Annotated in this window: 34 protein-coding genes and 1 pseudogene; 2 read left to right on the top strand and 33 right to left on the bottom strand. The window is 68.1% G+C overall.

The genetic code is table 11. The features are described from left to right. The 30 genes and pseudogenes from ACGF5O_RS48645 to rpsJ form a co-directional block, all read right to left on the bottom strand. Positions 1 to 119, bottom strand: a pseudogene (locus tag ACGF5O_RS48645) (DNA-directed RNA polymerase subunit alpha); the annotation flags it as partial. A 142-nt stretch (positions 120 to 261) separates the two neighbouring features. Then, complete coding sequence (rpsK, locus tag ACGF5O_RS48640) at positions 262 to 666, bottom strand: 30S ribosomal protein S11 (protein WP_003956432.1); 405 nt, start codon at positions 664 to 666, stop codon at positions 262 to 264. A 70-nt stretch (positions 667 to 736) separates the two neighbouring features. Further along, positions 737 to 1,117 carry a 30S ribosomal protein S13 gene (rpsM, locus tag ACGF5O_RS48635; RefSeq protein WP_031167100.1) on the bottom strand — a complete coding sequence of 127 codons (381 nt, stop codon included), beginning with the start codon at positions 1,115 to 1,117 and terminating at the stop codon, positions 737 to 739. 190 nt (positions 1,118 to 1,307) lie between these two features. Further along, positions 1,308 to 1,421: a 50S ribosomal protein L36 gene (gene rpmJ / locus ACGF5O_RS48630; protein WP_003998809.1), complete on the bottom strand. Its 114-nt coding sequence runs from the start codon at positions 1,419 to 1,421 to the stop codon at positions 1,308 to 1,310. Positions 1,422 to 1,482: 61 nt separating this feature from the next. Next, a complete protein-coding gene (gene infA / locus ACGF5O_RS48625) occupies positions 1,483 to 1,704 on the bottom strand; it encodes a translation initiation factor IF-1 (RefSeq protein ID WP_003948620.1) in 222 nt (73 codons plus the stop codon). 243 nt (positions 1,705 to 1,947) lie between these two features. Beyond that, the gene (locus tag ACGF5O_RS48620; RefSeq protein ID WP_393816374.1) at positions 1,948 to 2,334 is read right to left on the bottom strand and encodes a hypothetical protein; all 387 of its coding nucleotides are present in this window, start codon (positions 2,332 to 2,334) and stop codon (positions 1,948 to 1,950) included. A gap of 177 nt (positions 2,335 to 2,511) precedes the next feature. Then, positions 2,512 to 3,348, bottom strand: a complete 837-nt coding sequence (gene map, locus ACGF5O_RS48615; RefSeq protein WP_393816375.1) for a type I methionyl aminopeptidase — start codon at positions 3,346 to 3,348, stop codon at positions 2,512 to 2,514. A 122-nt stretch (positions 3,349 to 3,470) separates the two neighbouring features. Next, positions 3,471 to 4,136 (bottom strand): adenylate kinase, encoded by a 666-nt coding sequence (locus tag ACGF5O_RS48610; protein ID WP_393816373.1) that lies wholly within the window; start codon positions 4,134 to 4,136, stop codon positions 3,471 to 3,473. Further along, positions 4,136 to 5,452, bottom strand: a complete 1,317-nt coding sequence (gene secY / locus ACGF5O_RS48605) for a preprotein translocase subunit SecY (protein WP_362601107.1) — start codon at positions 5,450 to 5,452, stop codon at positions 4,136 to 4,138. Before secY ends, ACGF5O_RS48610 begins: the two co-directional genes overlap by 1 nt. A 188-nt stretch (positions 5,453 to 5,640) precedes the next feature. Beyond that, complete coding sequence (rplO, locus tag ACGF5O_RS48600; RefSeq protein WP_030400229.1) at positions 5,641 to 6,096, bottom strand: 50S ribosomal protein L15; 456 nt, start codon at positions 6,094 to 6,096, stop codon at positions 5,641 to 5,643. A 2-nt stretch (positions 6,097 to 6,098) separates the two neighbouring features. Beyond that, positions 6,099 to 6,281, bottom strand: a complete 183-nt coding sequence (rpmD, locus tag ACGF5O_RS48595; protein WP_006376032.1) for a 50S ribosomal protein L30 — start codon at positions 6,279 to 6,281, stop codon at positions 6,099 to 6,101. Then, on the bottom strand, positions 6,281 to 6,886 hold the full coding sequence (gene rpsE, locus ACGF5O_RS48590) for a 30S ribosomal protein S5 (protein WP_009190144.1): 606 nt from the start codon (positions 6,884 to 6,886) through the stop codon (positions 6,281 to 6,283). Before rpsE ends, rpmD begins: the two co-directional genes overlap by 1 nt. Positions 6,887 to 6,922: 36 nt before the next feature. Next, complete coding sequence (gene rplR / locus ACGF5O_RS48585; protein WP_089099426.1) at positions 6,923 to 7,306, bottom strand: 50S ribosomal protein L18; 384 nt, start codon at positions 7,304 to 7,306, stop codon at positions 6,923 to 6,925. Positions 7,307 to 7,309: 3 nt separating this feature from the next. Beyond that, the gene (gene rplF, locus ACGF5O_RS48580) at positions 7,310 to 7,849 is read right to left on the bottom strand and encodes a 50S ribosomal protein L6 (protein ID WP_393816372.1); all 540 of its coding nucleotides are present in this window, start codon (positions 7,847 to 7,849) and stop codon (positions 7,310 to 7,312) included. A gap of 24 nt (positions 7,850 to 7,873) precedes the next feature. After that, positions 7,874 to 8,272 carry a 30S ribosomal protein S8 gene (gene rpsH, locus ACGF5O_RS48575; RefSeq protein WP_089099428.1) on the bottom strand — a complete coding sequence of 133 codons (399 nt, stop codon included), beginning with the start codon at positions 8,270 to 8,272 and terminating at the stop codon, positions 7,874 to 7,876. 214 nt (positions 8,273 to 8,486) lie between these two features. Next, positions 8,487 to 8,672: a type Z 30S ribosomal protein S14 gene (locus tag ACGF5O_RS48570; RefSeq protein ID WP_003948630.1), complete on the bottom strand. Its 186-nt coding sequence runs from the start codon at positions 8,670 to 8,672 to the stop codon at positions 8,487 to 8,489. 5 nt (positions 8,673 to 8,677) lie between these two features. Then, positions 8,678 to 9,235, bottom strand: coding sequence for a 50S ribosomal protein L5 (gene rplE, locus ACGF5O_RS48565; protein ID WP_123974794.1), 558 nt, complete (start codon positions 9,233 to 9,235; stop codon positions 8,678 to 8,680). After that, positions 9,235 to 9,558 carry a 50S ribosomal protein L24 gene (gene rplX, locus ACGF5O_RS48560; protein ID WP_030967306.1) on the bottom strand — a complete coding sequence of 108 codons (324 nt, stop codon included), beginning with the start codon at positions 9,556 to 9,558 and terminating at the stop codon, positions 9,235 to 9,237. The genes rplE and rplX overlap by 1 nt, the downstream gene beginning before the upstream one ends. Before the next feature lie 2 nt (positions 9,559 to 9,560). Beyond that, positions 9,561 to 9,929, bottom strand: a complete 369-nt coding sequence (gene rplN / locus ACGF5O_RS48555) for a 50S ribosomal protein L14 (RefSeq protein WP_003992364.1) — start codon at positions 9,927 to 9,929, stop codon at positions 9,561 to 9,563. Positions 9,930 to 10,032: 103 nt separating this feature from the next. Beyond that, the gene (gene rpsQ / locus ACGF5O_RS48550) at positions 10,033 to 10,320 is read right to left on the bottom strand and encodes a 30S ribosomal protein S17 (protein WP_393816371.1); all 288 of its coding nucleotides are present in this window, start codon (positions 10,318 to 10,320) and stop codon (positions 10,033 to 10,035) included. Next, the gene (rpmC, locus tag ACGF5O_RS48545; protein WP_030174543.1) at positions 10,320 to 10,544 is read right to left on the bottom strand and encodes a 50S ribosomal protein L29; all 225 of its coding nucleotides are present in this window, start codon (positions 10,542 to 10,544) and stop codon (positions 10,320 to 10,322) included. Before rpmC ends, rpsQ begins: the two co-directional genes overlap by 1 nt. Next, a complete protein-coding gene (rplP, locus tag ACGF5O_RS48540; RefSeq protein WP_030788270.1) occupies positions 10,544 to 10,963 on the bottom strand; it encodes a 50S ribosomal protein L16 in 420 nt (139 codons plus the stop codon). The genes rpmC and rplP overlap by 1 nt, the downstream gene beginning before the upstream one ends. Positions 10,964 to 10,968: 5 nt before the next feature. Further along, entirely contained in the window at positions 10,969 to 11,796 is an 828-nt protein-coding gene (gene rpsC / locus ACGF5O_RS48535; RefSeq protein WP_093499641.1) for a 30S ribosomal protein S3, read from the bottom strand. After that, positions 11,796 to 12,143, bottom strand: a complete 348-nt coding sequence (rplV, locus tag ACGF5O_RS48530) for a 50S ribosomal protein L22 (RefSeq protein WP_003974262.1) — start codon at positions 12,141 to 12,143, stop codon at positions 11,796 to 11,798. The genes rpsC and rplV overlap by 1 nt, the downstream gene beginning before the upstream one ends. Before the next feature lie 44 nt (positions 12,144 to 12,187). Further along, complete coding sequence (gene rpsS, locus ACGF5O_RS48525; RefSeq protein WP_003992359.1) at positions 12,188 to 12,469, bottom strand: 30S ribosomal protein S19; 282 nt, start codon at positions 12,467 to 12,469, stop codon at positions 12,188 to 12,190. A gap of 12 nt (positions 12,470 to 12,481) precedes the next feature. Beyond that, a complete protein-coding gene (gene rplB, locus ACGF5O_RS48520) occupies positions 12,482 to 13,318 on the bottom strand; it encodes a 50S ribosomal protein L2 (protein ID WP_093499642.1) in 837 nt (278 codons plus the stop codon). Between the two features lie 38 nt (positions 13,319 to 13,356). After that, the gene (gene rplW, locus ACGF5O_RS48515) at positions 13,357 to 13,776 is read right to left on the bottom strand and encodes a 50S ribosomal protein L23 (RefSeq protein WP_189268840.1); all 420 of its coding nucleotides are present in this window, start codon (positions 13,774 to 13,776) and stop codon (positions 13,357 to 13,359) included. Further along, a complete protein-coding gene (gene rplD, locus ACGF5O_RS48510) occupies positions 13,776 to 14,432 on the bottom strand; it encodes a 50S ribosomal protein L4 (protein WP_123974799.1) in 657 nt (218 codons plus the stop codon). The genes rplW and rplD overlap by 1 nt, the downstream gene beginning before the upstream one ends. A 7-nt stretch (positions 14,433 to 14,439) precedes the next feature. Further along, positions 14,440 to 15,084, bottom strand: a complete 645-nt coding sequence (gene rplC, locus ACGF5O_RS48505; protein WP_062706771.1) for a 50S ribosomal protein L3 — start codon at positions 15,082 to 15,084, stop codon at positions 14,440 to 14,442. Between the two features lie 16 nt (positions 15,085 to 15,100). After that, complete coding sequence (rpsJ, locus tag ACGF5O_RS48500; protein WP_003948644.1) at positions 15,101 to 15,409, bottom strand: 30S ribosomal protein S10; 309 nt, start codon at positions 15,407 to 15,409, stop codon at positions 15,101 to 15,103. 534 nt (positions 15,410 to 15,943) lie between these two features. Here rpsJ and ACGF5O_RS48495 point away from each other — a divergent pair. Together ACGF5O_RS48495 and ACGF5O_RS48490 are read left to right on the top strand one after the other, a co-directional pair. Beyond that, complete coding sequence (locus ACGF5O_RS48495; protein WP_393816370.1) at positions 15,944 to 17,596, top strand: RNA ligase family protein; 1,653 nt, start codon at positions 15,944 to 15,946, stop codon at positions 17,594 to 17,596. A gap of 3 nt (positions 17,597 to 17,599) precedes the next feature. Further along, positions 17,600 to 19,855: an RNA repair domain-containing protein gene (locus ACGF5O_RS48490; protein ID WP_393816369.1), complete on the top strand. Its 2,256-nt coding sequence runs from the start codon at positions 17,600 to 17,602 to the stop codon at positions 19,853 to 19,855. Positions 19,856 to 19,880: 25 nt separating this feature from the next. On the opposite strand, the gene ACGF5O_RS48485 is transcribed toward ACGF5O_RS48490, so the two are convergent. The 3 genes from ACGF5O_RS48485 to ACGF5O_RS48475 form a co-directional block, all read right to left on the bottom strand. Next, positions 19,881 to 20,471 carry a hypothetical protein gene (locus ACGF5O_RS48485; RefSeq protein WP_393816368.1) on the bottom strand — a complete coding sequence of 197 codons (591 nt, stop codon included), beginning with the start codon at positions 20,469 to 20,471 and terminating at the stop codon, positions 19,881 to 19,883. 28 nt (positions 20,472 to 20,499) lie between these two features. Continuing rightward, the gene (locus ACGF5O_RS48480; protein WP_393816367.1) at positions 20,500 to 20,967 is read right to left on the bottom strand and encodes a hypothetical protein; all 468 of its coding nucleotides are present in this window, start codon (positions 20,965 to 20,967) and stop codon (positions 20,500 to 20,502) included. A 3-nt stretch (positions 20,968 to 20,970) separates the two neighbouring features. After that, on the bottom strand, positions 20,971 to 24,765 hold a 3,795-nt coding region (locus ACGF5O_RS48475), incomplete at its 5' end, for an RHS repeat-associated core domain-containing protein (protein ID WP_393816366.1).

Genomic DNA, 24,765 nt, shown 5'->3' with positions numbered 1-24,765 from the left:
CGACGGAGAGAGTTGCCGAGGGTGTAGCCGAAGCCCGGCTCCAGCGGCTCGATCACGAACCGGGAACGGAACTCGTCCACGACCTCTTCGGTCAACGAGGGACGCTGAGCGATCAGCATGTGTGGATCAGATCCTTCTTTCGTGGACGCCCGCTATTTGACGCCCGACGGAGCCGCGCCCGTGAAGGCGCGGGTACTGCAAGGGTACGGGCGGCACGGCCCTTACGGAGCCGTACCGCCCGAGCAGCCCTGCGAAGCGAAGTCAGACGCGACGGCGCTTCGGCGGACGGCAGCCGTTGTGCGGGGTCGGGGTGACGTCCTGGATGGAGCCGACCTCGAGGCCCGTGGCCTGCAGGGAGCGGATCGCGGTCTCACGACCGGAACCCGGGCCCTTCACGAACACGTCGACCTTGCGCATGCCGTGCTCCTGAGCGCGGCGGGCAGCCGACTCGGCGGCCATCTGCGCGGCGAACGGCGTGGACTTCCGGGAGCCCTTGAAGCCGACGTGGCCGGCGGAGGCCCAGGAGATCACGTTGCCGGACGGGTCCGTGATGGAGACGATCGTGTTGTTGAACGTGCTCTTGATGTGCGCGTGGCCGTGAGCGACGTTCTTCTTTTCCTTGCGGCGCACCTTCTTGGCAGCGCCCTGACGACCCTTGGGGGGCATCTAGTTACTCCTACGGGGAGGTGGTCGGTCCTACAGCGAAGACCGCTGATGAAGCGTTGTCCGCTGTGGACTACTTCTTGCCCGGCTTCTTCTTGCCGGCGATGGCGCGACGCGGGCCCTTGCGGGTGCGGGCGTTGGTGCTGGTGCGCTGACCGCGGACGGGCAGACCGCGACGGTGACGCAGACCCTGGTAGCAGCCGATCTCGACCTTGCGGCGGATGTCGGCCTGGATCTCGCGACGGAGGTCACCCTCGGTCTTGATGTTGTTGTCGACGTACTCGCGGATGGCGACCAGCTGCTCTTCGGTCAGGTCGCGAACGCGGGTGTTCGGGTCGATGCCGGTCTCGGCCAGCGTCTGCTGCGAGAGTGTCCGGCCGATGCCGAACACGTAGGTGAGCGCGACCTCCACGCGCTTTTCGCGCGGGATGTCAACACCGGAAACGCGTGCCATTCAATGGCTCCTGGTGATCATCGGAGGTCTTCCGCAGAACCGGTTCCCAGCCGCCGTATCAGGTACGTACTGGGTCCCCGGCCTCCGAACCGGGGGTGTCAGGCGCCGTGGCACCTGGGCTCTGCGTATGAACATGTTCAGCTTGCGTCGCGTGAATCTCTGCGATGGATGCAGAGGGATCGGTCGTGCGTCAGCCCTGGCGCTGCTTGTGGCGCGGGTTCTCGCAGATGACCATGACCCGACCGTGACGGCGGATCACCCTGCACTTGTCGCAGATCTTCTTGACGCTCGGCTTGACCTTCATGGGATTGAGGTTCTCCGGGTCAGTTGCCGGCAGCCCCGCTCACACGGGACCTGGGCAAGATCTACTTGTATCGGTAGACGATCCGGCCACGCGTCAGGTCGTACGGAGACAGCTCCACCACGACCCGGTCGTCAGGGAGGATGCGGATGTAGTGCATACGCATCTTGCCGCTGATGTGTGCCAGGACCTGGTGGCCGTTCTGGAGCTCGACCTTGAACATGGCGTTCGGAAGAGACTCGACGACAGTGCCCTCGATCTCGATGGCACCTTGCTTCTTGGCCACGCTTCGCCCTTCGAATCGACTACCTTGATCGACTCACGAGGGGCATGCGGACATGCGGGTGCACGAGAGCCGACGAGTCAGTCTACGTCAGCGCCCTGAAAAAGACGAACTCACCCGTCCTCCGCACCTGCCCATGACAATGCCCCGCCCGTCGGCGGGTTATGCGCGACGGACGGGGCGGGCGAGCGGCCGTTCCCCCGGCCCCTCGTTACTGCTTACTTCTCGACGCCTGCTTCGCGCCGCTTACTTCTCGACGGTCTCGCAGGCGGTGCCGTCATCGTGCGTGCCGTCCAGGAGAGCCTGGACGCAGATGTCGGTGCCGTCCTTCCAGTTCGCGTCGATCGCGACCCGGTAGTACGTGAAGTGGTTGCCGTTGTTGTAGTACGTCGTCAGCGGCGAGTACTTCACGTACCCCATCTTCTCGGCGTAGATCTTGAACTTGCCGTGGAAGGTCTCGTCGCCCGAGTAGGCCTGGATCCAGTTGACCTTGAGGCCGGAGCCGTCGACCCGGACACAGGCGCCGCCGTGACAGCCCGACGCGGACGCGAACGCGGGCGCGGTGCCCGTCGTGATGGCCAGAGCGGCCGCCCCCGCGAGGATGCCGACCGTTCGCTTCAGAGTGGAACCCACCGTTTTCCCTTTCATCATGTGCATGACAGGGCAGCAGGCACAGCACCGCGCAGCGGTGCACGACCGCCCCCCTGCCGGTCGCCAATGATCTTATCCTCAAAGGTCGAACACAGGATCGATTCGAAGGGGGGCTTTGTGATCTCTTTGCGATCTTCGGGCCGGCGGCCGGCCCGGCGCTCAGGCCAGCGGGTCGGGCGCCGCCGTGACCCCGTGCTCCGCCAGCTTCGCCCGGCCCCCGTCGGGAGCCGTCAGCACCAGCGGGCCCTCCTCCGTGAGGGCGACGGAGTGCTCCCAGTGCGAGGACCAGGTGCCGTCCGTCGTGATGACCGTCCAGTCGTCCTCCAGGACCTCGGTCCTGGGGGTGCCGAGGGAGACCATGGGCTCGATCGCCAGGCAGAAGCCGTTGACCAGCTTGGGGCCCTTGCCGCGGCGCCGGTCGACGTAGTTCAGCAGGTGCGGGTCCATGTGCATCTCGGTGCCGATGCCGTGGCCGCCGTAGTCCTCGATGATGCCGTAGCGACCACCGCCGGGCTTCGGCTGGCGGCGGATGTAGGTCTCGATGGCCCGGGAGACGTCGACCAGGCGGTTGCCCTGCCGGACGGCCGCGATGCCGGCCCACATCGACTCCTCGGTCACCCGGGACAGCTCGATCAGCTCCGGGGCGTGACCCGAGCCGACGAAGGCCGTGTAGGCGGCGTCACCGTGCCAGCCGTCGACGATCGCGCCCGCGTCGACGGAGATGATGTCGCCGTCCTTCAGGACGACCTCGTCGGAGGGGATGCCGTGGACCACGACCTCGTTGACCGAGGTGCAGATCGTCGCGGGGAAGCCGCCGTACCCGAGGAAGTTCGGCTTGGCGCCATGCTCGGCGAGCACCTTGCGGGCGACCTCGTCCAGGTCCCTGGTGGTGGCGCCGGGCACCGCGGCCTCGTGGGTCGCCGCGTGGATCGCGGCCACGACCAGGCCCGCCGCCCGCATCTTGGCGATCTGCTCGGGGGTCTTGATCTGCACCATGGGCGGCCTGCGCTCTCCATCACTCACGTCGACTGGGTTTCCTGTACAACACTACGGCCGCGGCACCCCGGGGCCCCGGACGAGGTCCGGGGGGAGGGCGCCGCGGCCGGAAGAACCGCGATCTAGTTGTTCTCGGCCTTCTCGCGCTTCAGCGCCCCCAGCGCCCGCTGCGTGATCTCGTCCACCGGGCCCAGGGAGGAGATCGTCACGACCAGCCCCTGCGCCTTGTAGTAGTCGATGATCGGCTCGGTCTGCGTGTGGTAGACCTCCAGCCGGGTGCGGACGGTGTCCTCGGAGTCGTCGTCACGCTGGTACAGCTCGCCGCCGCAGACGTCGCAGACGCCCTCCTGCTTCGGCGGGCTGTACGTCACGTGGAAGACGTGCGACGAGTCGTTGCGGCAGACGCGCCGGCCGGCGATCCGCTTGACGACCTCGGCCTCCGGGACCTCCAGGTCCAGGACGGCGTCCAGCACGATGTCCTCGTCGCTCAGCAGCCGGTCCAGCGCCTCGGCCTGCGAGACGTTGCGCGGGAACCCGTCCAGCAGGAAGCCGTTCGCCGCGTCCGGCTGCTCCATGCGGTCCTTGGCCATGGCGATGGTGACCTCGTCGGGTACGAGGTCACCGGCGTCCATGTAGGACTTGGCGAGCTTGCCGAGATCGGTCTGCTGACTGATGTTGGCGCGGAACAGGTCGCCCGTGGAGATGTGCGGAATGGCCAGCATCTCTGCGAGGCGGACGGCCTGCGTTCCCTTACCGGCACCCGGCGGCCCGACGAGGACGATACGCATCAGCGGAGGAACCCTTCGTAATTGCGCTGCTGGAGCTGGCTCTCGATCTGCTTCACCGTCTCGAGACCGACACCCACGATGATGAGGATGCTGGTCCCGCCGAACGGGAAGTTCTGGCTCGCCCCGAAGCCGACCAACGCCACTGTCGGTACGAGAGCGATCAGCCCCAAATACAGCGAACCCGGCCAGGTGATCCGGTTGAGCACGTACGACAGGTACTCAGCGGTCGGTCGGCCAGCCCGGATGCCCGGGATGAAGCCACCATACTTCTTCATGTTGTCGGCGACTTCCTCGGGGTTGAAGGAGATCGCCACGTAGAAGAACGCGAAGAAAACAATGAGCAGGAAGTACAGGGCGATGTACGTGGGACTGTCGCCCTGCTTGGTCAGGTTCTGCTCGATCCAGCTCTTCCAGCCCGAGTTGCCGCCCGCGAACTGCGCCACCAAAGCCGGGATGTACAGCAGCGACGAGGCGAAGATGACCGGAATCACACCCGCCTGGTTCACCTTGAGCGGGATGTACGTGGACGTACCACCGTAGGAACGACGGCCGATCATGCGCTTCGCGTACTGCACCGGGATGCGGCGCTGGGCCTGCTCGACGAAGACGACGAGCCCGACCATGACCAGGCCGATCGCGATGACCGCGCCGAACTCGATCCAGCCGTCGGCCAGGGTGCCCTGCTTCTTGATGGCCCACAGCGCGGACGGGAAGGTCGCGGCGATCGAGATGAACATCAGGATCGACATGCCGTTGCCGATGCCGCGGTCGGTGATCAGCTCGCCGAGCCACATCACGACGGCCGTACCGGCGGTCATGCAGACGACCATGGTGATCGTCGTGAAGATCGACTGGTCCGGGACGATGCTCGACGCGACCGAGCAGCCGTTGAAGAGAGCGCCGCTGCGCGCGGTGGCGACCAGGCCCGTGCCCTGGAGGATGGCCAGGGCCACGGTCAGGTACCGGGTGTACTGCGTGATCTTCGTCGTACCGGCCTGACCCTCCTTCTTCAGGGCTTCCAGGCGCGGGATCACCACGGTCAGCAGCTGAAGGATGATGCTGGCCGTGATGTACGGCATGATGCCCAGCGCGAAGATCGTGATCTGCAGCAGGGCGCCGCCGCTGAACATGTTGATCATGCCGAAGAGACCCTGGTTGCCCGAGGCCTCCTTCACGCACTGCTGCACAGACGTGTAGTTCACACCCGGGATCGGGATGTGCGTACCGACCCGGTAGACCACGATGATGCCCAGCGTGAAGAGCAGCTTCTTGCGCAGGTCGGGCGTCCTGAACGCCCGGGCGAACGCGGTGAGCACGGTGCCTCCTGCGACCCCCGCGCAAGTGCGTCAAGGGTGACGGTCTTGAGGTTCGACGAATGGGAAAAAGAACAGTGCTGGCCACCTTACCGGCCGCACTGCCCCCCTAGGAACGACCAACCGGGGATACCCCATTGTGAGGTATCCCCGGTCGGGATTCGCTTACGTCATCGAGACGTCCGAAACGATCAGACGAGCTCGGTGACGGTGCCGCCGGCGGCGGTGATCTTCTCCTTGGCGGAGCCGGAGACGGCGTCGACCGTCACCTGCAGCGCCACGGAGACCTCACCCTGGCCGAGGACCTTGACGAGGCTGTTCTTGCGAACGGCACCCTTGGCGACGAGACCCTCGACGGTGACCTCGCCACCCTCCGGGTACAGCGCGGCCAGCTTGTCGAGGTTCACGACCTGGAACTCGGTCTTGAACGGGTTCTTGAAGCCCTTCAGCTTCGGAAGACGCATGTGGAGGGGCATCTGGCCACCCTCGAAGCGCTCCGGAACCTGGTAACGGGCCTTCGTACCCTTGGTACCACGACCAGCCGTCTTACCCTTCGACGCCTCACCACGACCCACACGGGTCTTGGCGGTCTTGGCGCCCGGGGCCGGACGGAGGTTGTGGATCTTGAGCGGGTTCTGCTCCGCCATGATCAGTCGACCTCCTCAACCGTCACGAGGTGGCGGACGGTGTGCACCATGCCGCGGAACTCGGGGCGGTCCTCCTTGACGACCACGGTGTTGATCCCCTTGAGACCAAGGGACCGCAGGGTGTCACGGTGGTTCTGCTTGCTGCCGATGTACGACTTCGTCTGCGTGACCTTGAGGCGAGCCATTACGCACCCGCTCCCGCACGCGCACGAAGCAGAGCCGCGGGGGCGACGTCCTCGAGCGGCAGACCGCGGCGGGCCGCGATCTCCTCGGGACGCTGCAGGCCCTTCAGGGCCTCCACGGTCGCGTGCACGATGTTGATCGCGTTGTCGGAGCCGAGCGACTTCGACAGCACGTCGTGGATACCGGCGCACTCGAGCACGGCACGCACCGGGCCACCGGCGATAACGCCGGTACCGGGGGACGCGGGCTTGAGCAGCACGACGCCGGCAGCCTTCTCACCCTGGATGGGGTGGGGGATGGTGCCCTGGATACGCGGGACCTTGAAGAAGTGCTTCTTGGCCTCCTCAACGCCCTTGGCGATGGCGGCCGGCACCTCCTTGGCCTTGCCGTAACCGACACCCACGGTGCCGTCACCGTCGCCCACCACGACCAGCGCGGTGAAGCTGAAGCGACGACCACCCTTCACAACCTTGGCGACGCGGTTGATCGCGACAACGCGCTCAACGTACGCGGTCTTCTCGGCGGCAGCAGCGCCGCCGTCACGGCCCTTCCGGTCCCGCCGCTCGCCGCCACCGGCACCGCCACCGCGGCGCTGGGGTCCAGCCATTGGATTACCTCTCTCTTTCCGCTAGCTACAAGCGGCTCAGAACTTGAGCCCGGCCTCGCGGGCGGCGTCCGCCAGAGCCGCGATGCGGCCGGCGTACTGGTTACCACCACGGTCGAACACCACGGCCTCGACACCGGCGGCCTTGGCACGCTCGGCGACCAGGGCGCCGACCTGCTTGGCCTGCGCGGACTTGTCACCCTCGCCACCACGGACCGAGGTGTCCAGGGTGGACGCCGACGCCAGGGTGTGACCCTTGATGTCGTCGATCACCTGGGCCACGATGTGGCGGTTGGAGCGGGTAACGACCAGACGGGGACGCTCCGCCGTACCGGAAATGTTCTTGCGGATCCGGATGTGACGGCGCTTGATCGCGGCGCGCTTGTAGGCGTCGCCCTTGAGGATCTTCTGTCCGTATGCCATGGCTTACTTACCCGCCTTTCCGACCTTGCGGCGGATGACTTCGCCCTCGTACTTGACGCCCTTGGCCTTGTACGGGTCGGGCTTGCGCAGCTTGCGGATGTTGGCCGCGACCTCGCCGACCTTCTGCTTGTCGATGCCCTCGACCGAGAAACGGGTCGGAGCCTCGACCTTGAAGGAGATGCCCTCGGGGGCCTCGACCAGGATCGGGTGGCTGTAACCGAGCGCGAACTCGAGGTTCGAACCCTTGGCGGTCACGCGGTAACCGACACCGCTGATTTCGAGCTTCTTCACGTAACCCTGGGTCACGCCGGTGATCATGTTCGCCACCAGCGTGCGGGACAGGCCGTGCAGGGCCTTGCTCTGACGCTCGTCGTTGGGGCGGGTCACCGCGAGAGTGCCGTCCTCGCCCTTGGCGATGTCGATCGGAGCCACGATGGTGTGGGTCAGCTCGCCCTTGGGGCCCTTGACCTTCACCGTGCGACCGTCGATGGTGACGTCCACGCCGGCGGGAACCGCGATGGGGAGCTTGCCGATGCGCGACATAGCTGTTTCCTCCGTTCCCTTCTGCTACCAGACGTAGGCGAGGACTTCTCCGCCTACGCCCTTCTTGCCGGCCTGCTTGTCGGTGAGGAGCCCGTGCGACGTGGAGATGATCGCCACGCCGAGGCCGCCCAGCACCTTCGGCAGGGAGGTGGACTTCGCGTACACCCGGAGACCGGGCTTGGAGATCCGCTTGATGCCCGCGATGGAGCGCTCACGGTTGGGACCGAACTTCAGGTCCAGGACGAGGTTCTTGCCGACTTCGGCGTCCTCGACCTTCCAGCCCGTGATGAAGCCCTCCTGCTGGAGGATCTCCGCGATGTGAGACTTGATCTTGGACGCCGGCATCGTCACGGAGTCGTGGTACGCCGAGTTCGCGTTCCGCAGACGCGTCAGCATGTCTGCGATCGGATCAGTCATGGTCATGAATTGGCCTTCGGCCTCTCTCGCCGGGGTTTCCTGGTGCGCCATCCCTCTCCCCGATCCGAGACGGGACGGGTGCGGCGCGGTGGACCTACGGCGTAGTAAGTCGTACGGGCGACTGTCAGGCGCCCAACCCTCCAAGCCTAAGCCATGGAAGGGAGGGCGCCTGACACGCCCATTGCTTACCGAGAGCCTCTGGAATCCCTAAAAGCGGGGATTACCAGGAGCTCTTGGTCACGCCCGGCAGCTCGCCACGGTGAGCCATCTCACGAAGGCACACGCGGCACAGGCCGAACTTGCGGTACACGGAGTGCGGACGGCCGCAGCGCTGGCAGCGCGTGTAGCCACGCACACCGAACTTGGGCTTGCGAGCAGCCTTGGCAATCAGAGCCTTCTTCGCCATCTCGCTCACGCCTCCTTGAACGGGAAGCCGAGGTGACGAAGGAGCGCGCGGCCCTCAGCGTCGTTGGTCGCCGTGGTGACCACGGTGATGTCCATGCCCCGGGTACGGTCGATCTTGTCCTGGTCGATCTCGTGGAACATGACCTGCTCCGTGAGACCGAAGGTGTAGTTGCCACGGCCGTCGAACTGCTTGGGGGACAGACCACGGAAGTCGCGGATGCGCGGCAGCGCGAGCGACAGGGTGCGGTCCAGGAACTCCCACATGCGGTCGCCACGGAGCGTGACGTGGGCACCGATCGGCTGGCCCTCACGCAGCTTGAACTGCGCGATGGACTTGCGGGCCTTGGTGACCTGCGGCTTCTGACCGGTGATGGTGGTCAGGTCGCGGATCGCGCCCTCGATCAGCTTCGAGTCACGGGCGGCGTCGCCGACACCCATGTTGACCACGATCTTGACGAGACCGGGAATCTGCATGACGTTCTCGTACTTGAACTCGTCACGCATCTTGCCCGCGATCTCCTCGCGGTACTTCAGCTTCAGACGCGGAGCAGTGGTGGTAGCCATCAGATGTCCTCACCCGTCCGCTTGGCAACGCGGATCTTGTTGCCTTCGTCGTCGAAGCGGTAACCGACACGCGTGACGACCTTGTTGCCGTCCTTCTCAACGACCAGCTGGACGTTGGAGACGTGGACGGGCGCCTCGGTCGTGACGATGCCGCCGGCCTGGGAACCGCGAGCGGTCGGGCCGGCCTTGGTGTGCTTCTTGACCCGGTTGACACCCTCGACCAGGACACGGTCCTCGCGGGGGTAGGCCGCGATGACCTTGCCCTGCTTGCCCTTGTCCTTACCGGTGATGACCTGGACCAGGTCGCCCTTCTTGATCTTCATGCTTACAGCACCTCCGGAGCCAGCGAGATGATCTTCATGAACTTCTTCTCGCGCAGCTCACGCCCGACCGGGCCGAAGATGCGGGTGCCGCGAGGGTCGCCGTCGTTCTTCAGAATGACGGCGGCGTTCTCGTCGAAGCGGATGTACGAGCCGTCCGGACGACGGCGCTCCTTGACGGTGCGAACGATGACCGCCTTGATGACGTCACCCTTCTTCACGTTGCCGCCGGGGATCGCGTCCTTGACGGTGGCGACGATGACGTCACCGATGCCCGCGTAGCGGCGACCGGAGCCACCGAGCACACGGATGCAAAGGATCTCCTTCGCACCAGTGTTGTCGGCGACGCGCAGTCGCGACTCCTGCTGGATCACGTCTATCTCCTGTGTGTCTGCCGGTTCCCCGGGCGGGTGCGAAAGTTGCACACCCGCCCGGAGCCTGGCGGAACTGTCCTGCGAGGGATGCCCCGCAGGAGAATTACTTGGCCTTCTCGAGGATCTCGACGATGCGCCAGCGCTTCGTCGCGGACAGCGGCCGGGTCTCCATCAGGAGGACACGGTCGCCGACGCCCGCGGCGTTCTGCTCGTCGTGCGCCTTGAGCTTGTTCGTACGGCGGATGACCTTGCCGTACAGCGCGTGCTTGACGCGGTCCTCGACGGCGACGACGACGGTCTTGTCCATCTTGTCGCTGACGACGAGACCCTCACGGGTCTTGCGGAAGCTGTCGCGCGCCTCAGTGTTCTCAGTCACGTTGCTCTCGCTCATCAGGCGCTCTCCACCGTCTCGATGCCCAGCTCGCGCTCACGCATCAGGGTGTAGATCCGCGCGATGTCCTTACGGACGGCCTTGAGCCGACCGTGGTTCTCGAGCTGACCCGTCGCCGCCTGGAAGCGGAGGTTGAACAGCTCTTCCTTGGCCTCGCGGAGCTTGCCAAGAAGCTCCTCGTTGCCCAGCTCGCGCAGCTCGGACGCCTTGGTACCGGCCGACATCACGCTTCACCTGCCTCGCGCTTGACGATCCGGCACTTCATCGGCAGCTTGTGGGCTGCGCGAGTCAGGGCCTCACGGGCGATCTTCTCGTTGGGGTAGGACAGCTCGAACATGACCCGGCCCGGGTGCACGTTCGCGATCCACCACTCCGGAGAACCCTTACCGGAACCCATGCGGGTCTCGGCGGGCTTCTTCGTGAGCGGGCGGTCCGGGTAGATGTTGATCCAGACCTTGCCGCCACGCTTGATGTGGCGGGTCATCGCGATACGGGCCGCCTCGATCTGGCGGTTGGTCACGTACGCCGGCGTGAGGGCCTGGATGCCGTACTCGCCGAACGCGACCGTCGTACCGCCCTTGGCCTCACCGCGACGCTTCGGGTGGTGCTGCTTGCGGTGCTTGACCCTACGGGGGATCAGCATGTCGGTCAGGCCTCCGTTCCGGTGCTCTCAGCAGCCGGAGCGGCGGCGGCCTCGGCCTGGGGGGCCTCGGCAGCGGGAGCCTGCTGCGGCTTGCGGCCGCGCCGCTCGCCACCACGGCCACCACGGGCCGGGCGGTCACCAGCGCCGCCACCACGGGCCGGGCGGTTGCCGGCACGGGCTGCGGCGTTCTCGGCGCGGACCTCGGCGATGTTCTTGACGTCGCCCTTGTAGATCCAGACCTTCACACCGATGCGGCCGAAGGTCGTCTTGGCCTCGAAGAAGCCGTAGTCCACGTTCGCGCGGAGCGTGTGCAGGGGCACGCGGCCCTCGCGGTAGAACTCCGAGCGGGACATCTCGGCGCCGCCGAGGCGGCCGCCGCACTGGATCTTGATGCCCTTGGCGCCGGCCTTCATCGCCGACTGCATGCTCTTACGCATGGCGCGGCGGAAGGAGACGCGGGAGGAGAGCTGCTCGGCGACGGCCTGGGCGACCAGCTGAGCGTCCGTCTCGGGGTTCTTGACCTCGAGGATGTTCAGCTGGACCTGCTTGCCCGTGAGCTTCTCGAGGTCACCGCGGATGCGGTCGGCCTCGGCGCCACGGCGGCCGATGACGATACCCGGACGCGCGGTGTGGATGTCCACACGCACACGGTCACGGGTGCGCTCGATCTCCACCTTCGAGATACCGGCGCGCTCCATGCCGGACGTCATCATCCGACGGATGGCGACGTCTTCCTTGACGTAGTCCTTGTACAGCTTGTCGGCGTACCACCGGGACTTGAAGTCCGTGGTGACACCGAGCCGGAACCCATGCGGGTTAACCTTCTGGCCCATTACCGGGTTCCTTCCTTGCTGCTGACGACCACGGTGATGTGGCTGGTCCGCTTGCGGATCCGGTAGGCACGGCCCTGGGCACGCGGACGGAACCGCTTCAGGGTCGGGCCCTCGTCGACGTACGCCTCGGAGATGAAGAGGCTGTCGGCGTCGGTGTGGTCGTAGTTGTGCGCGGCGTTGGCGATGGCGCTGTCGAGCACCTTGCCGACCGGCACGGAGGCTGCCTGCGGAGCGAATCGCAGAACAGCCTGAGCCTCCGTGGCATCCATGCCACGGATAAGGTCCACCACGCGGCGGGCCTTCATGGGCGTAACGCGGATGTACCGCGCCTGGGCCCTGGCTTCCATGGTTGTCCCTCTCAGTTACTTACGTGTCTGAATGCGATCCGCTACTAGCGGCGCTTCGACTTCCGGTCGTCCTTGACGTGGCCCCGGAAGGTGCGGGTCGGCGAGAACTCGCCGAGCTTGTGGCCGACCATCGACTCGGTGACGAACACCGGGATGTGGGTCTTGCCGTTGTGCACCGCCAGGGTGTGACCCAGCATGGCCGGGACGATCATCGAGCGGCGGGACCAGGTCTTGATGACGTTCTTGGTGCCGGCTTCGTTCTGGGCGTCCACCTTCTTGATCAGGTGGTCGTCGACGAAGGGCCCCTTCTTCAAGCTACGCGGCATCTCAACCCGTCCTTAGCGCTTCTTGTTCGTCTTGCGGCGGCGGACGATGTACTTGTTCGACGCCTTCTTGGGCGAACGAGTACGGCCTTCCTTCTTGCCCCACGGGGACACAGGGTGGCGACCACCGGAGGTCCGGCCCTCACCACCACCGTGCGGGTGGTCGACCGGGTTCATCACGACACCACGGACGGTCGGGCGAACGCCCAGCCACCGCTTGCGGCCGGCCTTGCCCCAGTTGATGTTCGACTGCTCGGCGTTGCCGACCTCACCGACGGTGGCGCGGCAGCGCGCGTCCACCATGCGGATCTCGCCGGACGGCATACGGAGGGTCGCCATGGCGCCCTCACGGGCGAGCAGCTGCACCGAGGCACCCGCGGAACGGGCGAACTTGGCGCCGCCACCGGGACGGAGCTCGATCGCGTGGACCGTGGTACCGACCGGGATGTTGCGGAGGGCCAGGTTGTTGCCCGGCTTGATGTCGGCCCCGGGACCGTTCTCCACGGTGTCGCCCTGCTGCAGGTTGCGCGGGGCGAGGATGTAGCGCTTCTCGCCGTCCGCGTAGTGCAGCAGCGCGATGCGCGCGGTGCGGTTGGGGTCGTACTCGATGTGCGCGACCTTCGCCGGCACGCCGTCCTTGTCGTGACGACGGAAGTCGATCACTCGGTAGGCGCGCTTGTGTCCGCCACCCTGGTGGCGAACGGTCACACGACCGGCGTTGTTACGGCCGCCCTTGCTGTGCAGCGGGCGGACCAGCGACTTCTCCGGCGTGGACCGCGTGACCTCGACGAAGTCGGCGACGCTGGCGCCACGACGGCCCGGCGTAGTCGGCTTGTACTTGCGGATTCCCATTTCTCAGTCCTCGTCCGATATCGGACGATCCGACCCGCTTACGCGGTCGGACCGCCGAAGATGTCGATACGGTCGCCCTCGGCGAGGGTCACGATCGCGCGCTTGGAGCCCGCGCGCTGACCGAACCCGGTCTTGGTGCGCTTGCGCTTGCCCTGGCGGTTGAGGGTGTTGACCCCGGTGACCTTGACCGAGAAGACCGCCTGGACGGCCTGCTTGATCTGGGTCTTGTTGGCGCCCGGGGCGACGACGAACGTGTACTTGTTCTCGTCCAGGAGCGCGTAGCTCTTCTCCGAGACGACCGGCTTCAGCAGCACGTCACGGGGGTCCGTGTACGACTTGCTGATCGGGGTCTCGACGGTGTTCTTGCCCTCGGCCTCGTGGCGGCGCGCCTTGGCGACGCGCGCGGCCTTGGCGGCCTTGGCGGCCTTCGAGGCGATGCTCGGGTGACGGGTGGCCATCAGACCTCGGTCCCTTCGGTGTCGTTGGCCTTCGGGCCGGCGACGAAGGACTCGAGAGCGGCCTGGGTGAAGACCACGTCGTCCGAGACGATCACGTCGTACGTGTTCAGCTGGCCCGGCTCCAGGATGTGGACCTGGGGCAGGTTGCGGGCGGAGAGCCACGCGGCCTCGTCGGCGCGGTCGACGACCAGGAGCAGGTTCTTGCGCTCCGAGATCTTGCCGAACAGCGTGCGAGCGGCCTTGGTGCTGGGGGTCTCGCCCTCGATCACGCCGGTGACGACGTGGATGCGGTTGTGACGCGCCCGGTCGGTGAGGGCGTGACGCAGAGCGGCAGCCTTCATCTTCTTGGGGGTGCGCTGCGAGTAGTCACGCGGCTGCGGGCCGTGGACGACGCCACCGCCGGCGAACTGCGGCGCGCGGGTCGAGCCCTGACGGGCGCGGCCGGTGCCCTTCTGGCGGTACGGCTTCTTGCCGCCACCACGGACCTCGCCACGGGTCTTCGTCTTGTGCGTGCCCTGACGGGCAGCGGCGTTCTGCGCGACGACGACCTGGTGGATCAGCGGGATGCTGACCTTCTCCACGCCGAAGATCTCCGCGGGGAGTTCGACGCTTCCGGTCTTCTCGCCGGCAGGCGAAAGGATGTCAACAGTGCTCATCGGTACCTCAGGCCCCCTTGGCCGCGGTGCGGACCAGGACGAGGCCGCCGTTCGGACCGGGAACCGCGCCCTTGATGAGCAGCAGACCCTTCTCCGCGTCAACGGCGTGGACGGTCAGGTTCTGGGTGGTGACACGCTCGTTGCCCATGCGACCCGCCATGCGGAGGCCCTTGAACACGCGGCCCGGGGTGGCGCAGCCACCGATGGAACCGGGCGAGCGGTGCTTGCGCTGGGTGCCGTGACCGGCGCCGAGGCCCTTGAAGTTGTGACGCTTCATGACACCGGCGAAGCCCTTGCCCTTGCTCTTGCCGGTGACGTCGACCTTCACGCCGGCCTCGAAGACCTCGGCGGTGACTTCCTGGCCGAGCGTGTACTCGGAGGCGTCAGCCGTACGGATCTCGACAAGGTGGCGACGGGGGGTGACGTCGGCCTTCGCGAAGTGGCCCTTGAGGGGCTTGTTCACCTTGCGCGGGTCGATCTCGCCGAAGGCGATCTGGACCGACTCGTAGCCGTCGACGTCGTTGGTACGGACCTGGGTGACGACATTGGGGCCGGCCTTGACGACGGTGACCGGAACAACACGGTTGTTCTCGTCCCACACCTGCGTCATGCCGAGCTTCTCGCCCAGGATGCCCTTGATCTGCTTAGCCATTCTCAGATCACCGGCCTCAGAGCTTGATCTCGATGTCGACACCGGCCGGGAGGTCGAGTCGCATCAGGGAGTCAACGGTCTTCGGCGTCGGGTCGAGGATGTCGATCAGGCGCTTGTGCGTGCGCATCTCGAAGTGCTCGCGCGAGTCCTTGTACTTGTGCGGCGACTTGATGACGCAGTACACGTTCTTCTCAGTGGGCAGCGGCACCGGGCCCGCGACCGACGCACCAGTGCGGGTCACCGTCTCGACGATCTTCTTCGCCGAGGAGTCGATGACCTCGTGGTCGTAGGCCTTGAGCCGGATGCGGATCTTCTGTCCCGCCATGGCTACTCAGTAGTCCTGTCTTTGCACGCTCTGGAACCCGGTGACTGCTTCACTTCTCCGACCCACGCGGTCGGGTGTGTCGCGCCCTCACCGACACAGATGCCCCTTGTTCGAACATCCCTGCTGGGAAAGCACGGCCCTTCCGGAACCGCAAGCCAGGGGCGGAAGGCCCACCGGGTGCCTGGCCGGTGCCGCACCGCACTTCCCGGAAGATTCCCGTACGTCCGCCCCAGTGCTGCCGTAATGGCAGGTAGGACGACGAGTACTGTGGGACTCGCTTCCAGTCCTCCCGGCGGGAGGCGCGCAGCATCAACACTCGACCGAGCAACCCCGCTAGTCTGCCATACGGGGCGGGGAGCTGGCCAATCGGGCCGGGGAGCATACCCCCGGAGTGACGCAGGTCAAACCCGGCCCCTCCCCAGCGGCGTTCCCGGGTTCCCCGGCCGGTCCCGGCCGCACCGTAATCCGCTCGCCCGCCACCACCCCCGCCCCTACGCTGAGCAGGCACGACGGCTGTCACGGGGGACGTTCACCATGCGTACGCACTATCCACGGACCCGGCATCTGCCCTGGTCGCCAGGCGCGAGCGCCGACGATCTCCGGGTCACCGACCTGTCCGGCCTGCGCGGCCGCGAGGTCGTGGTGACCGAGAAGCTGGACGGCGAGAACACCACCCTTTACGCCGACGGCCTGCACGCCCGTTCGCCGGACTCGGCCCATCACCCCTCCCGCACCTGGGTCAAGGCACTCCAGGCCCGGATCGGCCACGCCGTCCCGGAGGGGTGGCGGGTGTGCGGGGAGAACATGTTCGCCCGGCACTCGATCGCCTACGACGGCCTGGAGAGCTACTTCTACGGCTTCTCGGTCTGGGACGGGGAGGGCCGCTGCCTGGACTGGGACCGCACGGTGGTCTTCCTCCGCGGGCTCGGCGTGCCCGTTCCCCGGGTGCTGTGGCGAGGCGTGTTCGACGAGCGGGCGCTGCGCGCGCTGCGGCTGGAAACCGGGCGGCAGGAGGGGTACGTCGTCCGGGTCGCGGACGGGTTCGACGCGCGGGAGTTCGGGGACCGCGTGGCCAAGTGGGTACGCGAGGGACACGTACAGACGGACACGCACTGGATGCACGCGGCCGTCGTCGAGAACGGGCTCGGGGCCGGGGCGGCCCTGTGGGCGGTGCGCTCGGGAGCGGCCGTCGACGTGCGGGCGCTGGAGGAGGCCGTGGGGCTGCCCGGCGCGGGGGACGCGCGGGCCGTCGCCCGCTTCGATCCGGCGGGGCGGTCCGGGGACGACCTGCTGGCCGGCGTCCTGGCCGCGCTGCTGCACGGAGTGCGCCGTGGGCGGCTGGCGGCGCGGCTCGCCACGGTGGCGGGCGTACCGCTCGCCCGCCGGGTCGCCGACCTCGTGGGACTGCACCCGGCGCTGCACCGGCCGTATCCGGACGAGGACCGGCGGGCCGGTCTGGTGCGCCTGTCGTACGCCGCCGACCTGGGGCTGCTGCACGCGGTGGCCCGGGCCACCGCGGACACGGACGCCGCGCGCGAGCAGGTGGAGTGGTCGGCGCTGCACGCCGAGGACGTACGGAGCCTCGAACTGCGGGAGGCGTTCGCGGGGCTGCCGGCCGACCCGGCCGCCCGGTGCCGGGCCGAGGCCCGGGAGGCGTACGCGCTGGGGCGGATCGCCAGTGCCGACGAGGCCGTCGCCGCGACCTGGCGCTGGCGGCCCGGCGCGTTCCCGAAGCTGGTCCAGACGGTCGGTCCGGCCGGCAGCGGCAAGAGCACCTTCGCCCGCGGACTCCCGGGCGTGGACGCGTACGTCTCACTGGACGACCTGCGCGAGGCACGCGGCTCACGCGCCGACCAGCGGGCCAACGGCGAGGTCCTCCGCGAGGGGCTCGGGCGACTGCACCGGGCGCTGGCCGCCGGCGGGACCGCGGTGTGGGACGCCACGTCCCTCACCAAGCAGCAGCGCTCGCTCGTACACACGATCGCCCACCGCCGAGACGCCCTGATCACGCACGCCGTGGTCCTGGTCGACGAGGACGAGCTGGTACGCCGCAACACCCGCCGCGAGCACCCGGTACCGCCCGACGTGCTCACCCACCAGCTGCGGCGCTTCGCCCCTCCCTATCCCGGCGACGCCCATCGCACCTGGTACATCGGCGCGAACGGGACCGTCGAGGAAGAGGTCTGACCCGTGCGCACGAGCGAGGAGATCTACCACCGGGTGCGCTGGGACGCGCGTTTCGACCCGGCCCGCTTCGTCCTCGGCGTCCTCCAGCGCGGCGCCGCGCCGAAGCGGGTCCCGCTGCCCGCGTTCGTGCCCGGGGGCGAGATCCCCTGGCACCGGGTGCTGTTCATCGAGGCCGACGGCGAGCTGGTGTGGGACCGGGCCACGGGGACGGACCGGATCGACGCGACGGAGGCGGGGCGTGTTCGGGCGGCCCGACTGCTCCGGGCGCCGTTCTTCACGGCCCGTACGCCGTACGCGTGGGACGGCGCGGAGTGGGGGCCCGCGCGCTCGCGAAGCGGTGACGCGTCCGACGGTGTCCGGGCATCCGGAGGTGTGCGGGTGCTGACCTGGAACACGCTCTGGGACCGGTACGACGCCGACCGCATCGACACCGCCGGGCGCAGGCCACTCCTGTCGCAGGCGCTGCGCGACGCGGACGTGGACGTGATCGCGTTGCAGGAGGTCGAGGCGGGACTCCTCGCCCTGCTGCTGGGCGAGGAGTGGGTGCGGGCGGGCTGGGCCCTGGGCACGGACCCGCGAGGGCGGGACGTCGACGCGTGCGGTCTGCTGCTCCTGACCCGGCTCCCCGTCATCGAGGCGGCGCACCACGAACTGGGCCCGCACAAGGCGGTGACCGCCCTCGTCGTGGAGGCGGGCGGACGGCCCGTGGTCGTCGCGGCGACCCATCTGAGCAGCGACCACTCGGAGAACGGCGCCGACCGGCGCACGGCGGAACTCGCCCGCGTCGCCGAGGGCCTGGCGGGCGTGGACGCCGAGCTGCTCCTGCTCGGCGACTTCAACGACGGCGGCGGCACACCGCAGCTGACGCTGGGCCTGCGGGACGCGTGGAGCGAGGTGCACGGCACCGACGACACGACCCCGACCTTCGACCCGGGCCGCAATCCGCTGGCCGCGATCTCGTCGCTGACGGGCCGGGCCTCGCGGCTGGACCGGGTACTGCTGCGCGGGGCGGGGCTGCGGGTACGGCACGCCGAACTGTGCGGTGACATGCCGTCGCCGGAGGGGACGTACATCTCCGATCACTACGGTGTCCTGGCCGAGCTCGCGGTGGGCGCTCCGGAGGCGGACGCCCTGGAGTCCCTCGCCGAGAGACCGACGCCCCGTACGGCGCTGGCGTGGCTCCCGCCCGAGGAGCTGTGGCCCCCGCTGCAGGAGATCCGCCGGGACCACGACCCGCAGATCCACCGCTGGCCCCCGCATGTGAACCTGCTCTTCGGATTCGTACCGGAGCACACCTTCGAACGGGCGGCGGCGGTGCTCGCGACGGCCGCCACCGCACCCTTCGACGCCCGGCTGGAGGGGGTGCAGTGGTTCGGTCACCGGGACGACGCGACCGTCTGGCTCGACCCCGCGGCCGCGGGTGAGGAGCCCTGGGCCGACCTGCACCGCACGCTCCTGCGCCACTTCCCGCGCTGCGGCGGCCGGCACCCGGGCCTCACCCCTCACCTCAGCCTGGGCCGCACCACCGACCCGAACACCCTGGCCGCCGCCTGCGCGGCCCGGCTCGCCCCGATGCCGGCCAGGGTCGGCGAGCTGGCGCTGCTCTCACGGCGCGGCGACGAGCCGATGCGGGTGCGGGCCACGGTGACGCTGGGAACGGGCGAGGTGCGGTGGGCCGAGGAGGCCGCGCGGGACGGAGCGCACGACGTAGTGGCGCGACCGGCCGAGGAAACCACCCACCGCATCGAGAACGCGCTCCCCGACGCCGTCGTGCACGTCGTCGGCTCCCGGCGCATGGGCTGCGCGCTGCCGGGGGCGGACCTGGACCTGGTGGCGGTGCTGCCCGGCACGACCGAACTCCCCGCCGTGCAGGCGCGGTTGGCCGCGGCCCTCCCCGAGGCGACGGATGTGCGCGAGGTGGTCGGGGCCCGCGTACCCGGTCTGCGGTTGCGGATCGACGGGCTGGACGTGGACCTGGTCGTGGTCACCACGGGTTCGACGGACCCCGCGCAGGCGGTCTCGCGCCGTCGCGAGCTGGGCAGGATGCGGGCTCTCGTCACCGACCTCTCGACGTCGGCCCCCGACTGCCACGCCTGGCCCCGCCCCTTCACCACGAACCCGCTCCGCTACGCCATCGGCCTCGGCTCCACCCCACCGACCGCCGACCGTCTCGCGACTCTCGCGGAACGCCGCCTGCGCGGTCTGACCGGGGTCACGCTGACCGGGGCCGAAGGCGGCGGGGTACCGACCCTGCACTGACACTCCGCGTCGGACGGGCGGACGGTCAGAATCCCCAAGGGTCGGGATGGGTCTTGGCCGCGGGCTCCTCCGACCAGGTCAGACGGGCCTCGATCTGGTCCCCGGTAAGCCCGAGGAGCCGATCGACGGCCCAGCCGTTCCACTGGACGGCACGGGGGAACTGCGGCAGCCGGAAGGCGGGCAGCCGGGCGGGCAGCGCTTCGGAGAGGTACACGGGCCTCTTGACCTCACCGTTCCGCTTCGGCTTGGACGACCTGCGGAGATCGAGGCAGTCGACCACCTGGTCGACGAGGTACAGGACGTAGTCGTCGTCCTTGCCGTTGCGGATCTCGACGGGGACCAGGCTCCCGGCCGACAGCAGTTCGTCCCCGAACCCCTCGGCCAGACGGCGGCTGAGCACGGGCGCTCCGGGACTGCCGCCGGGGAACTCGCTCCTGGGCGCGGAGTCGTCCATCCATTCGGCACGCAGCCCGGTCGGCCGGTCCGCTTCGTCCCCGCTCCGCTGCCAGCGCATGAGCCTGCTCCGGTCGGCACCGTCCAGACGCAGCGTCTCGTAGTCGCCCAGGCTTGGCAGGAGCCGGTAGACCGCCGGATTCCGCTGCGGCACACCAGACATCGCGCCCGTACTCACCGCACGCCCCAGTTCATGAAACGACGACGTCGACCCTCACCGGGAGTTCCGTGTCGTCCTGGACCGCACCGACGAGCAGCGACCGGCGCCCGAGGCCCCAGGCCCACTGCTCGATGTAGTCGATGCCCAACGTCTGCCCACCGTCCAGTCGGACGAGGCGCCCGGCAAGGACACCGGTCTCCACCTCGTGTGCGATCCGTCCGACCACCTGCACGGACTCGTCGTACAGCGCTTCCAGCGCGTCGAAGCCGGCCTCCTCGTCGACCTCGCGCTCCCACAGGGTGACAGCGAGGCGCACCTGCGGGGCGTCCCCCTCAATGCCCGCCAGGAGGTCGTTCTTGCGCCAGACCCGGGGGAACGCGGCACCCGGCACCTGGCGCGCCACGCCCCAGCCCAGCCGTTCCAGGACGGCACCGACCCCCTCTCCCGTCAGGCTCTCGTCGTCGGCCAGGAGCTCCAGAACTGCAACGACCTCGTCCACGCCCTAATCCATTCCGTTTCCCGGCACGTGGAAGACGTTCAGCCTTCCATCGGCGAATTCATCTGGGAACTTGCTGCTGAAAAGATCCCGGAGGTGCTCGGCTCCTTCCGGGTAGGAGGTGGCATACCGCACCCCCTTGCCGCCCAGTCCTTCGTTCAGCGCCAGAAGCTTCTCGGCCTGACTGGTGATCCGGTCCTCGTCGTAGTGACGATGCGCAGGATTGTACTGAGACGCCGCCCACTCACCCGGATGGTCACCACCGGTCCACTTCGCCTCGACGATAAAGCCGTCCGCGGTGGGACCACCGTCCACGTGCACCTCCCGGCCGTCGCCGAGGCGCCACACCTGCTCGTAGTCCGTGTGCGTGACGAACCGTTGGTAGCGGAATGAAACGCGTTGCAGCATTTTGTCGGTCATCCACTGGATGCCCACGAACGTCGGGCACCGCTGCAGGCCGAGCGGATCCACCCAGAGATGGGGATTGGAGACGTAGGCGTAGTGGTCGGGCCCTGCCTGGAGCCCGAGCGGGTCGGGGGTCAGAAAGCGGACACTGTGCGGGTCGTAGTAGCGGTGGAAGTTGTAGTGGAGGCCGCTTTCCTCGTCCGCGTACTGCCCGGGGAAGCGGAGCGGGCACGACAGCCCGCCCGCCGCGGTCGTGTCGAGGTCGTCTTCGTCGCCCCAGAGACCGGATCTGCCCCGCCACCGCACCGCGCCGTCGAGACCGATCAGTTCGACAGGCGTGCCGACGACGTCCGTGACGATGGCGAAGAACCGCTCGTCGACTTCCTCCTGCGGCAGTTCGCGCGACCGCGTCCGCTCCGCCTGTGCCATCGGTCGGTGCGTACCTGGTTCGTACTCCCACGTGACAGTGTGCTCGCCCGCGTCGCTCCAGCGGGACTGCTCGGCCAGGCGCTGGCCGTCCCAGGTGAACGCGGTCCGCTCGATGACCTGCCCGTCCTCGGCGTGGCACCGCTTCTCCGTGCGGCGTCCGAACGGGTCGTAGTCATAGCTCCAGCGACGACCGTCGGGGCCGGTCATGCCGGTGAGCCGGTCGTCCGCGTCCCAGCTGAACGACCACGCCCGGCGGCCCCCGGACAGTGTCCGCTGCACCAGTCGGGTGACCCGGCCCTGGCCGTCGTACGAATACGACCTCCTGCCCGCTCGACGAACCTGGTTCCCGGCATACGTGTGCCTGGCCTGCTCTCCGTCCACTCGGCCCGTGAGTGACGAGGACGAGGACGTCGGGTTGCCCGCGGCGTCGTACGCGTAGCGTTCTTGCCAGGAATCACCGTCGACCGCCACGACACGACCGCGCTCGTCGTGCCGGAACTGCTGCCGGCCACCGTGCAGGTCGCGTGCTTCGGTCAGTCGGTCACCGATTCCGTACACATAGTCGCGACGGCTGACGACCCGGCTCCCGTCGCCGAGGCCGTGGCCGTCAGGTGCCCGCAGCACCTGGGACGTCATGCGGCGGCATTCGTCCCAGTGACGCTCCATGCGGAGGGAATCGCCGAAGTCCCGGACCACCTCTTTGCCATCTTCGTCGTGCCGGAAGACGATCTCGTGGCCGGCGCTCGAAAGCCTCGACGGCAGACTCCGCTTCGAGTAATCCCACCGGCTCTCCGCTCCGGACGGCGTCCTGCGCACCGTGCGGCGGCCCAGCCGGTCATAGGCGTGACTGATGGTTCGGCCGTTGGTCGTCTCGCTCAGTACCCGTCCGAGCCGATCGCGCTCCGCCTCCACGACGACATCGCCGCATCGGGCCCGGTACACCTGTCCGCTCGACGTGTAGGAGAACGTCGTCGAGGACTCCGCGGTGCGCTTTCCTACGACCCTGCCCACCGCGTCACGGTCGTAGGACGTGACCTGCCCGGCGCCATTGGTGCGCCGGGCGAGTCGGCCGGCGGCATCGTACGAATAGATCAGCGTGCGGCCGTTGAAGTCGGTCTCCGACTCCAGGAGCCCCGTGGTGCCGAATCGGTACTCCCACGCGAGACCCTGCTCGTTCGTGACGCCTACCAGTCTGAGTTCCGTGTCGTAGCGGAAATACCGCTGCCCGCCGTCGGCATCGGACCGCCAGGCAGGAAGATCGAAATGGGTGTACCCGAAACGAGTGACGGAGCCGGCGGAATCCGTGTGGCGCACGAGACGCCCCTCGGCGTCCCACTCCCAGACCTCCCTGCCGCCGTCGGGCGTGGTCCGCGACAGGGGCTTGCCCTCGACGTTCCAGGTCAGGCGGGTCACATTGCCCAGGGCGTCGCGGATCTCGGAGACCCGGCCGAAAGCGTCCCGGGTGTGCTGCACGGTGCCGCCGAGGGGGTCGACCGACTTGACGGGAAGCCCACGTGCATCGGTCTCGACCCTTGTGACCGCTCCGGCCGGGTCGGTGATCTCGGCCAGCGCTCCCTTGCCGTCATAGGCGAACCGGGTCGTCTCCGCGAGTGGAGTGGTGACCGACGTGCGGTTGCCACGGTCGTCGTAGGCGTAGGACCAGCAGGAGCCGTCGGCGGCCTCGGTCAGCATCGGAAGGCGCTGCTCATTGAACTCGGCCCGAGCGGTGGTGCCGTCGGCGCTCGTGATGCTGACCAGGTTTCCGGCCGCGTCGTAGGCATAGCGGGTGCTGTTGCCCAGCGCGTCGATATGCCCCACCAGCCGGTCCCGGCGATCCCATTCGTATCGCGTGATGTTCCCGAGCGCATCGATGACCGCCGTACGCTGCAGCCGCTCGTTGTACTCGTGCACGGTGGCCTGTCCGGACGAGTCGGCGTACACGGTCCGGCGCGCATCACGGTCGTACGTGAGCCGGCAGTCGAGGAATCCGTCCGCACCCGCGCCGCGTACGCAGCGGTCCTCTTCGTCGTACTCGAACTCGTACCAGGAACCGCACCGGTCCTCCCACCTGGTGATCCTCCCTCGGTCGTCATACGCATACCGGAAGGGCAGGCCGGAGGAGTTGTACACATGGACCAGGTCACCGTCACGGTAGGCGTAGCGCACCAGAGTCGCGTCGTCCGAGCCGGTCGCTTCCGCCAGTCGCAGCGATGCGATGCGCCCGGCCTCCGTTTCGATCGCGACGCGGTACCCACCGCTGTGGTGCAGAGCCACCGGCTCCCCGGCATCCGAGTACTCGATGTCGAGGCGATGTCCGTTGCGGTCGCTCCGGCTGTGCAGGGAGAACACCGTGCTGCCGTCGGCACCCGGCGCACCGTCCGGCTGGAACACGCGGGTGACCCCGGTCTCCGGATCCATGATGGTCATCGGCCCGCCGGGTTTTCCGTCCCACTCCAACGGCCAGCGGGGCCCTTCCAGCGGATACACGGGATCGCCAGGCGTCGGACGGGGGTAGGCGAGCAGCATTCCGTCGTCCGAGGCAAAGGCGATCCCCTGGTCGTCCATCTCCAGTCGTTCGTCGAGCGTTGATGCCCAGGACGGACCGAACCACCTGCCGTAGTTGTAGGTGGACAAATGAGTCCGTTTGACTTCGAGCGGCAGGATGCCCGGCAACGTCACATCTGAAGCGACCATGAGCATCTCGCCCGACACCAGGTCGATCGGATCGCCGCCCGGGCAGCGCCCTGCAAGTGCCTTGCCTCTGGCGACCAGATCCGTCATCCCGGAGCGCAGGCTGGTCAGGCCACGAGTTCCGAGCCCACGCACGGCCTCGGCCATGCCCTTGAGCCCCAGTTTGCCAAGTCCCCGCACGCCCTTGGCGAGTTTGCCGAGGCTGGTGATGCCCTTGCCGCCGGGTATGCAGTCCAGCGCCGCGAACGCGACATCCCACAGGGACGCCTGCCCCTG

The organism is Streptomyces sp. NPDC048291, assembly GCF_043201715.1.
Lineage (GTDB): Bacteria > Actinomycetota > Actinomycetes > Streptomycetales > Streptomycetaceae > Streptomyces.
Note: the sequence above shows the minus strand (reverse complement) of the source record. Positions and strands in the feature narration are given on the sequence as shown.

Excerpts from the sequence above, each read along its gene's own strand:
- rpsK (WP_003956432.1), bottom strand. The coding sequence starts at position 666 with ATGCCCCCCAAGGGTCGTCAGGGCGCTGCCAAGAAGGTGCGCCGCAAG.
- rpsM (WP_031167100.1), bottom strand. The coding sequence starts at position 1,117 with ATGGCACGCGTTTCCGGTGTTGACATCCCGCGCGAAAAGCGCGTGGAG.
- rpmJ (WP_003998809.1), bottom strand. The coding sequence starts at position 1,421 with ATGAAGGTCAAGCCGAGCGTCAAGAAGATCTGCGACAAGTGCAGGGTG.
- map (WP_393816375.1), bottom strand. The coding sequence starts at position 3,348 with ATGGTGCAGATCAAGACCCCCGAGCAGATCGCCAAGATGCGGGCGGCG.
- ACGF5O_RS48610 (WP_393816373.1), bottom strand. The coding sequence starts at position 4,136 with ATGCGTATCGTCCTCGTCGGGCCGCCGGGTGCCGGTAAGGGAACGCAG.
- rplO (WP_030400229.1), bottom strand. The coding sequence starts at position 6,096 with ATGGCGGAGCAGAACCCGCTCAAGATCCACAACCTCCGTCCGGCCCCG.
- rpmD (WP_006376032.1), bottom strand. The coding sequence starts at position 6,281 with ATGGCTCGCCTCAAGGTCACGCAGACGAAGTCGTACATCGGCAGCAAG.
- rpsE (WP_009190144.1), bottom strand. The coding sequence starts at position 6,886 with ATGGCTGGACCCCAGCGCCGCGGTGGCGGTGCCGGTGGCGGCGAGCGG.
- rplR (WP_089099426.1), bottom strand. The coding sequence starts at position 7,306 with ATGGCATACGGACAGAAGATCCTCAAGGGCGACGCCTACAAGCGCGCC.
- rplF (WP_393816372.1), bottom strand. The coding sequence starts at position 7,849 with ATGTCGCGCATCGGCAAGCTCCCCATCGCGGTTCCCGCCGGCGTGGAC.
- rpsH (WP_089099428.1), bottom strand. The coding sequence starts at position 8,272 with ATGACCATGACTGATCCGATCGCAGACATGCTGACGCGTCTGCGGAAC.
- ACGF5O_RS48570 (WP_003948630.1), bottom strand. The coding sequence starts at position 8,672 with ATGGCGAAGAAGGCTCTGATTGCCAAGGCTGCTCGCAAGCCCAAGTTC.
- rplE (WP_123974794.1), bottom strand. The coding sequence starts at position 9,235 with ATGGCTACCACCACTGCTCCGCGTCTGAAGCTGAAGTACCGCGAGGAG.
- rplX (WP_030967306.1), bottom strand. The coding sequence starts at position 9,558 with ATGAAGATCAAGAAGGGCGACCTGGTCCAGGTCATCACCGGTAAGGAC.
- rpsQ (WP_393816371.1), bottom strand. The coding sequence starts at position 10,320 with ATGAGCGAGAGCAACGTGACTGAGAACACTGAGGCGCGCGACAGCTTC.
- rpmC (WP_030174543.1), bottom strand. The coding sequence starts at position 10,544 with ATGTCGGCCGGTACCAAGGCGTCCGAGCTGCGCGAGCTGGGCAACGAG.
- rplP (WP_030788270.1), bottom strand. The coding sequence starts at position 10,963 with ATGCTGATCCCCCGTAGGGTCAAGCACCGCAAGCAGCACCACCCGAAG.
- rpsC (WP_093499641.1), bottom strand. The coding sequence starts at position 11,796 with ATGGGCCAGAAGGTTAACCCGCATGGGTTCCGGCTCGGTGTCACCACG.
- rplV (WP_003974262.1), bottom strand. The coding sequence starts at position 12,143 with ATGGAAGCCAGGGCCCAGGCGCGGTACATCCGCGTTACGCCCATGAAG.
- rpsS (WP_003992359.1), bottom strand. The coding sequence starts at position 12,469 with ATGCCGCGTAGCTTGAAGAAGGGGCCCTTCGTCGACGACCACCTGATC.
- rplB (WP_093499642.1), bottom strand. The coding sequence starts at position 13,318 with ATGGGAATCCGCAAGTACAAGCCGACTACGCCGGGCCGTCGTGGCGCC.
- rplW (WP_189268840.1), bottom strand. The coding sequence starts at position 13,776 with ATGGCCACCCGTCACCCGAGCATCGCCTCGAAGGCCGCCAAGGCCGCC.
- rplD (WP_123974799.1), bottom strand. The coding sequence starts at position 14,432 with ATGAGCACTGTTGACATCCTTTCGCCTGCCGGCGAGAAGACCGGAAGC.
- rplC (WP_062706771.1), bottom strand. The coding sequence starts at position 15,084 with ATGGCTAAGCAGATCAAGGGCATCCTGGGCGAGAAGCTCGGCATGACG.
- rpsJ (WP_003948644.1), bottom strand. The coding sequence starts at position 15,409 with ATGGCGGGACAGAAGATCCGCATCCGGCTCAAGGCCTACGACCACGAG.
- ACGF5O_RS48495 (WP_393816370.1), top strand. The coding sequence starts at position 15,944 with ATGCGTACGCACTATCCACGGACCCGGCATCTGCCCTGGTCGCCAGGC.
- ACGF5O_RS48485 (WP_393816368.1), bottom strand. The coding sequence starts at position 20,471 with ATGTCTGGTGTGCCGCAGCGGAATCCGGCGGTCTACCGGCTCCTGCCA.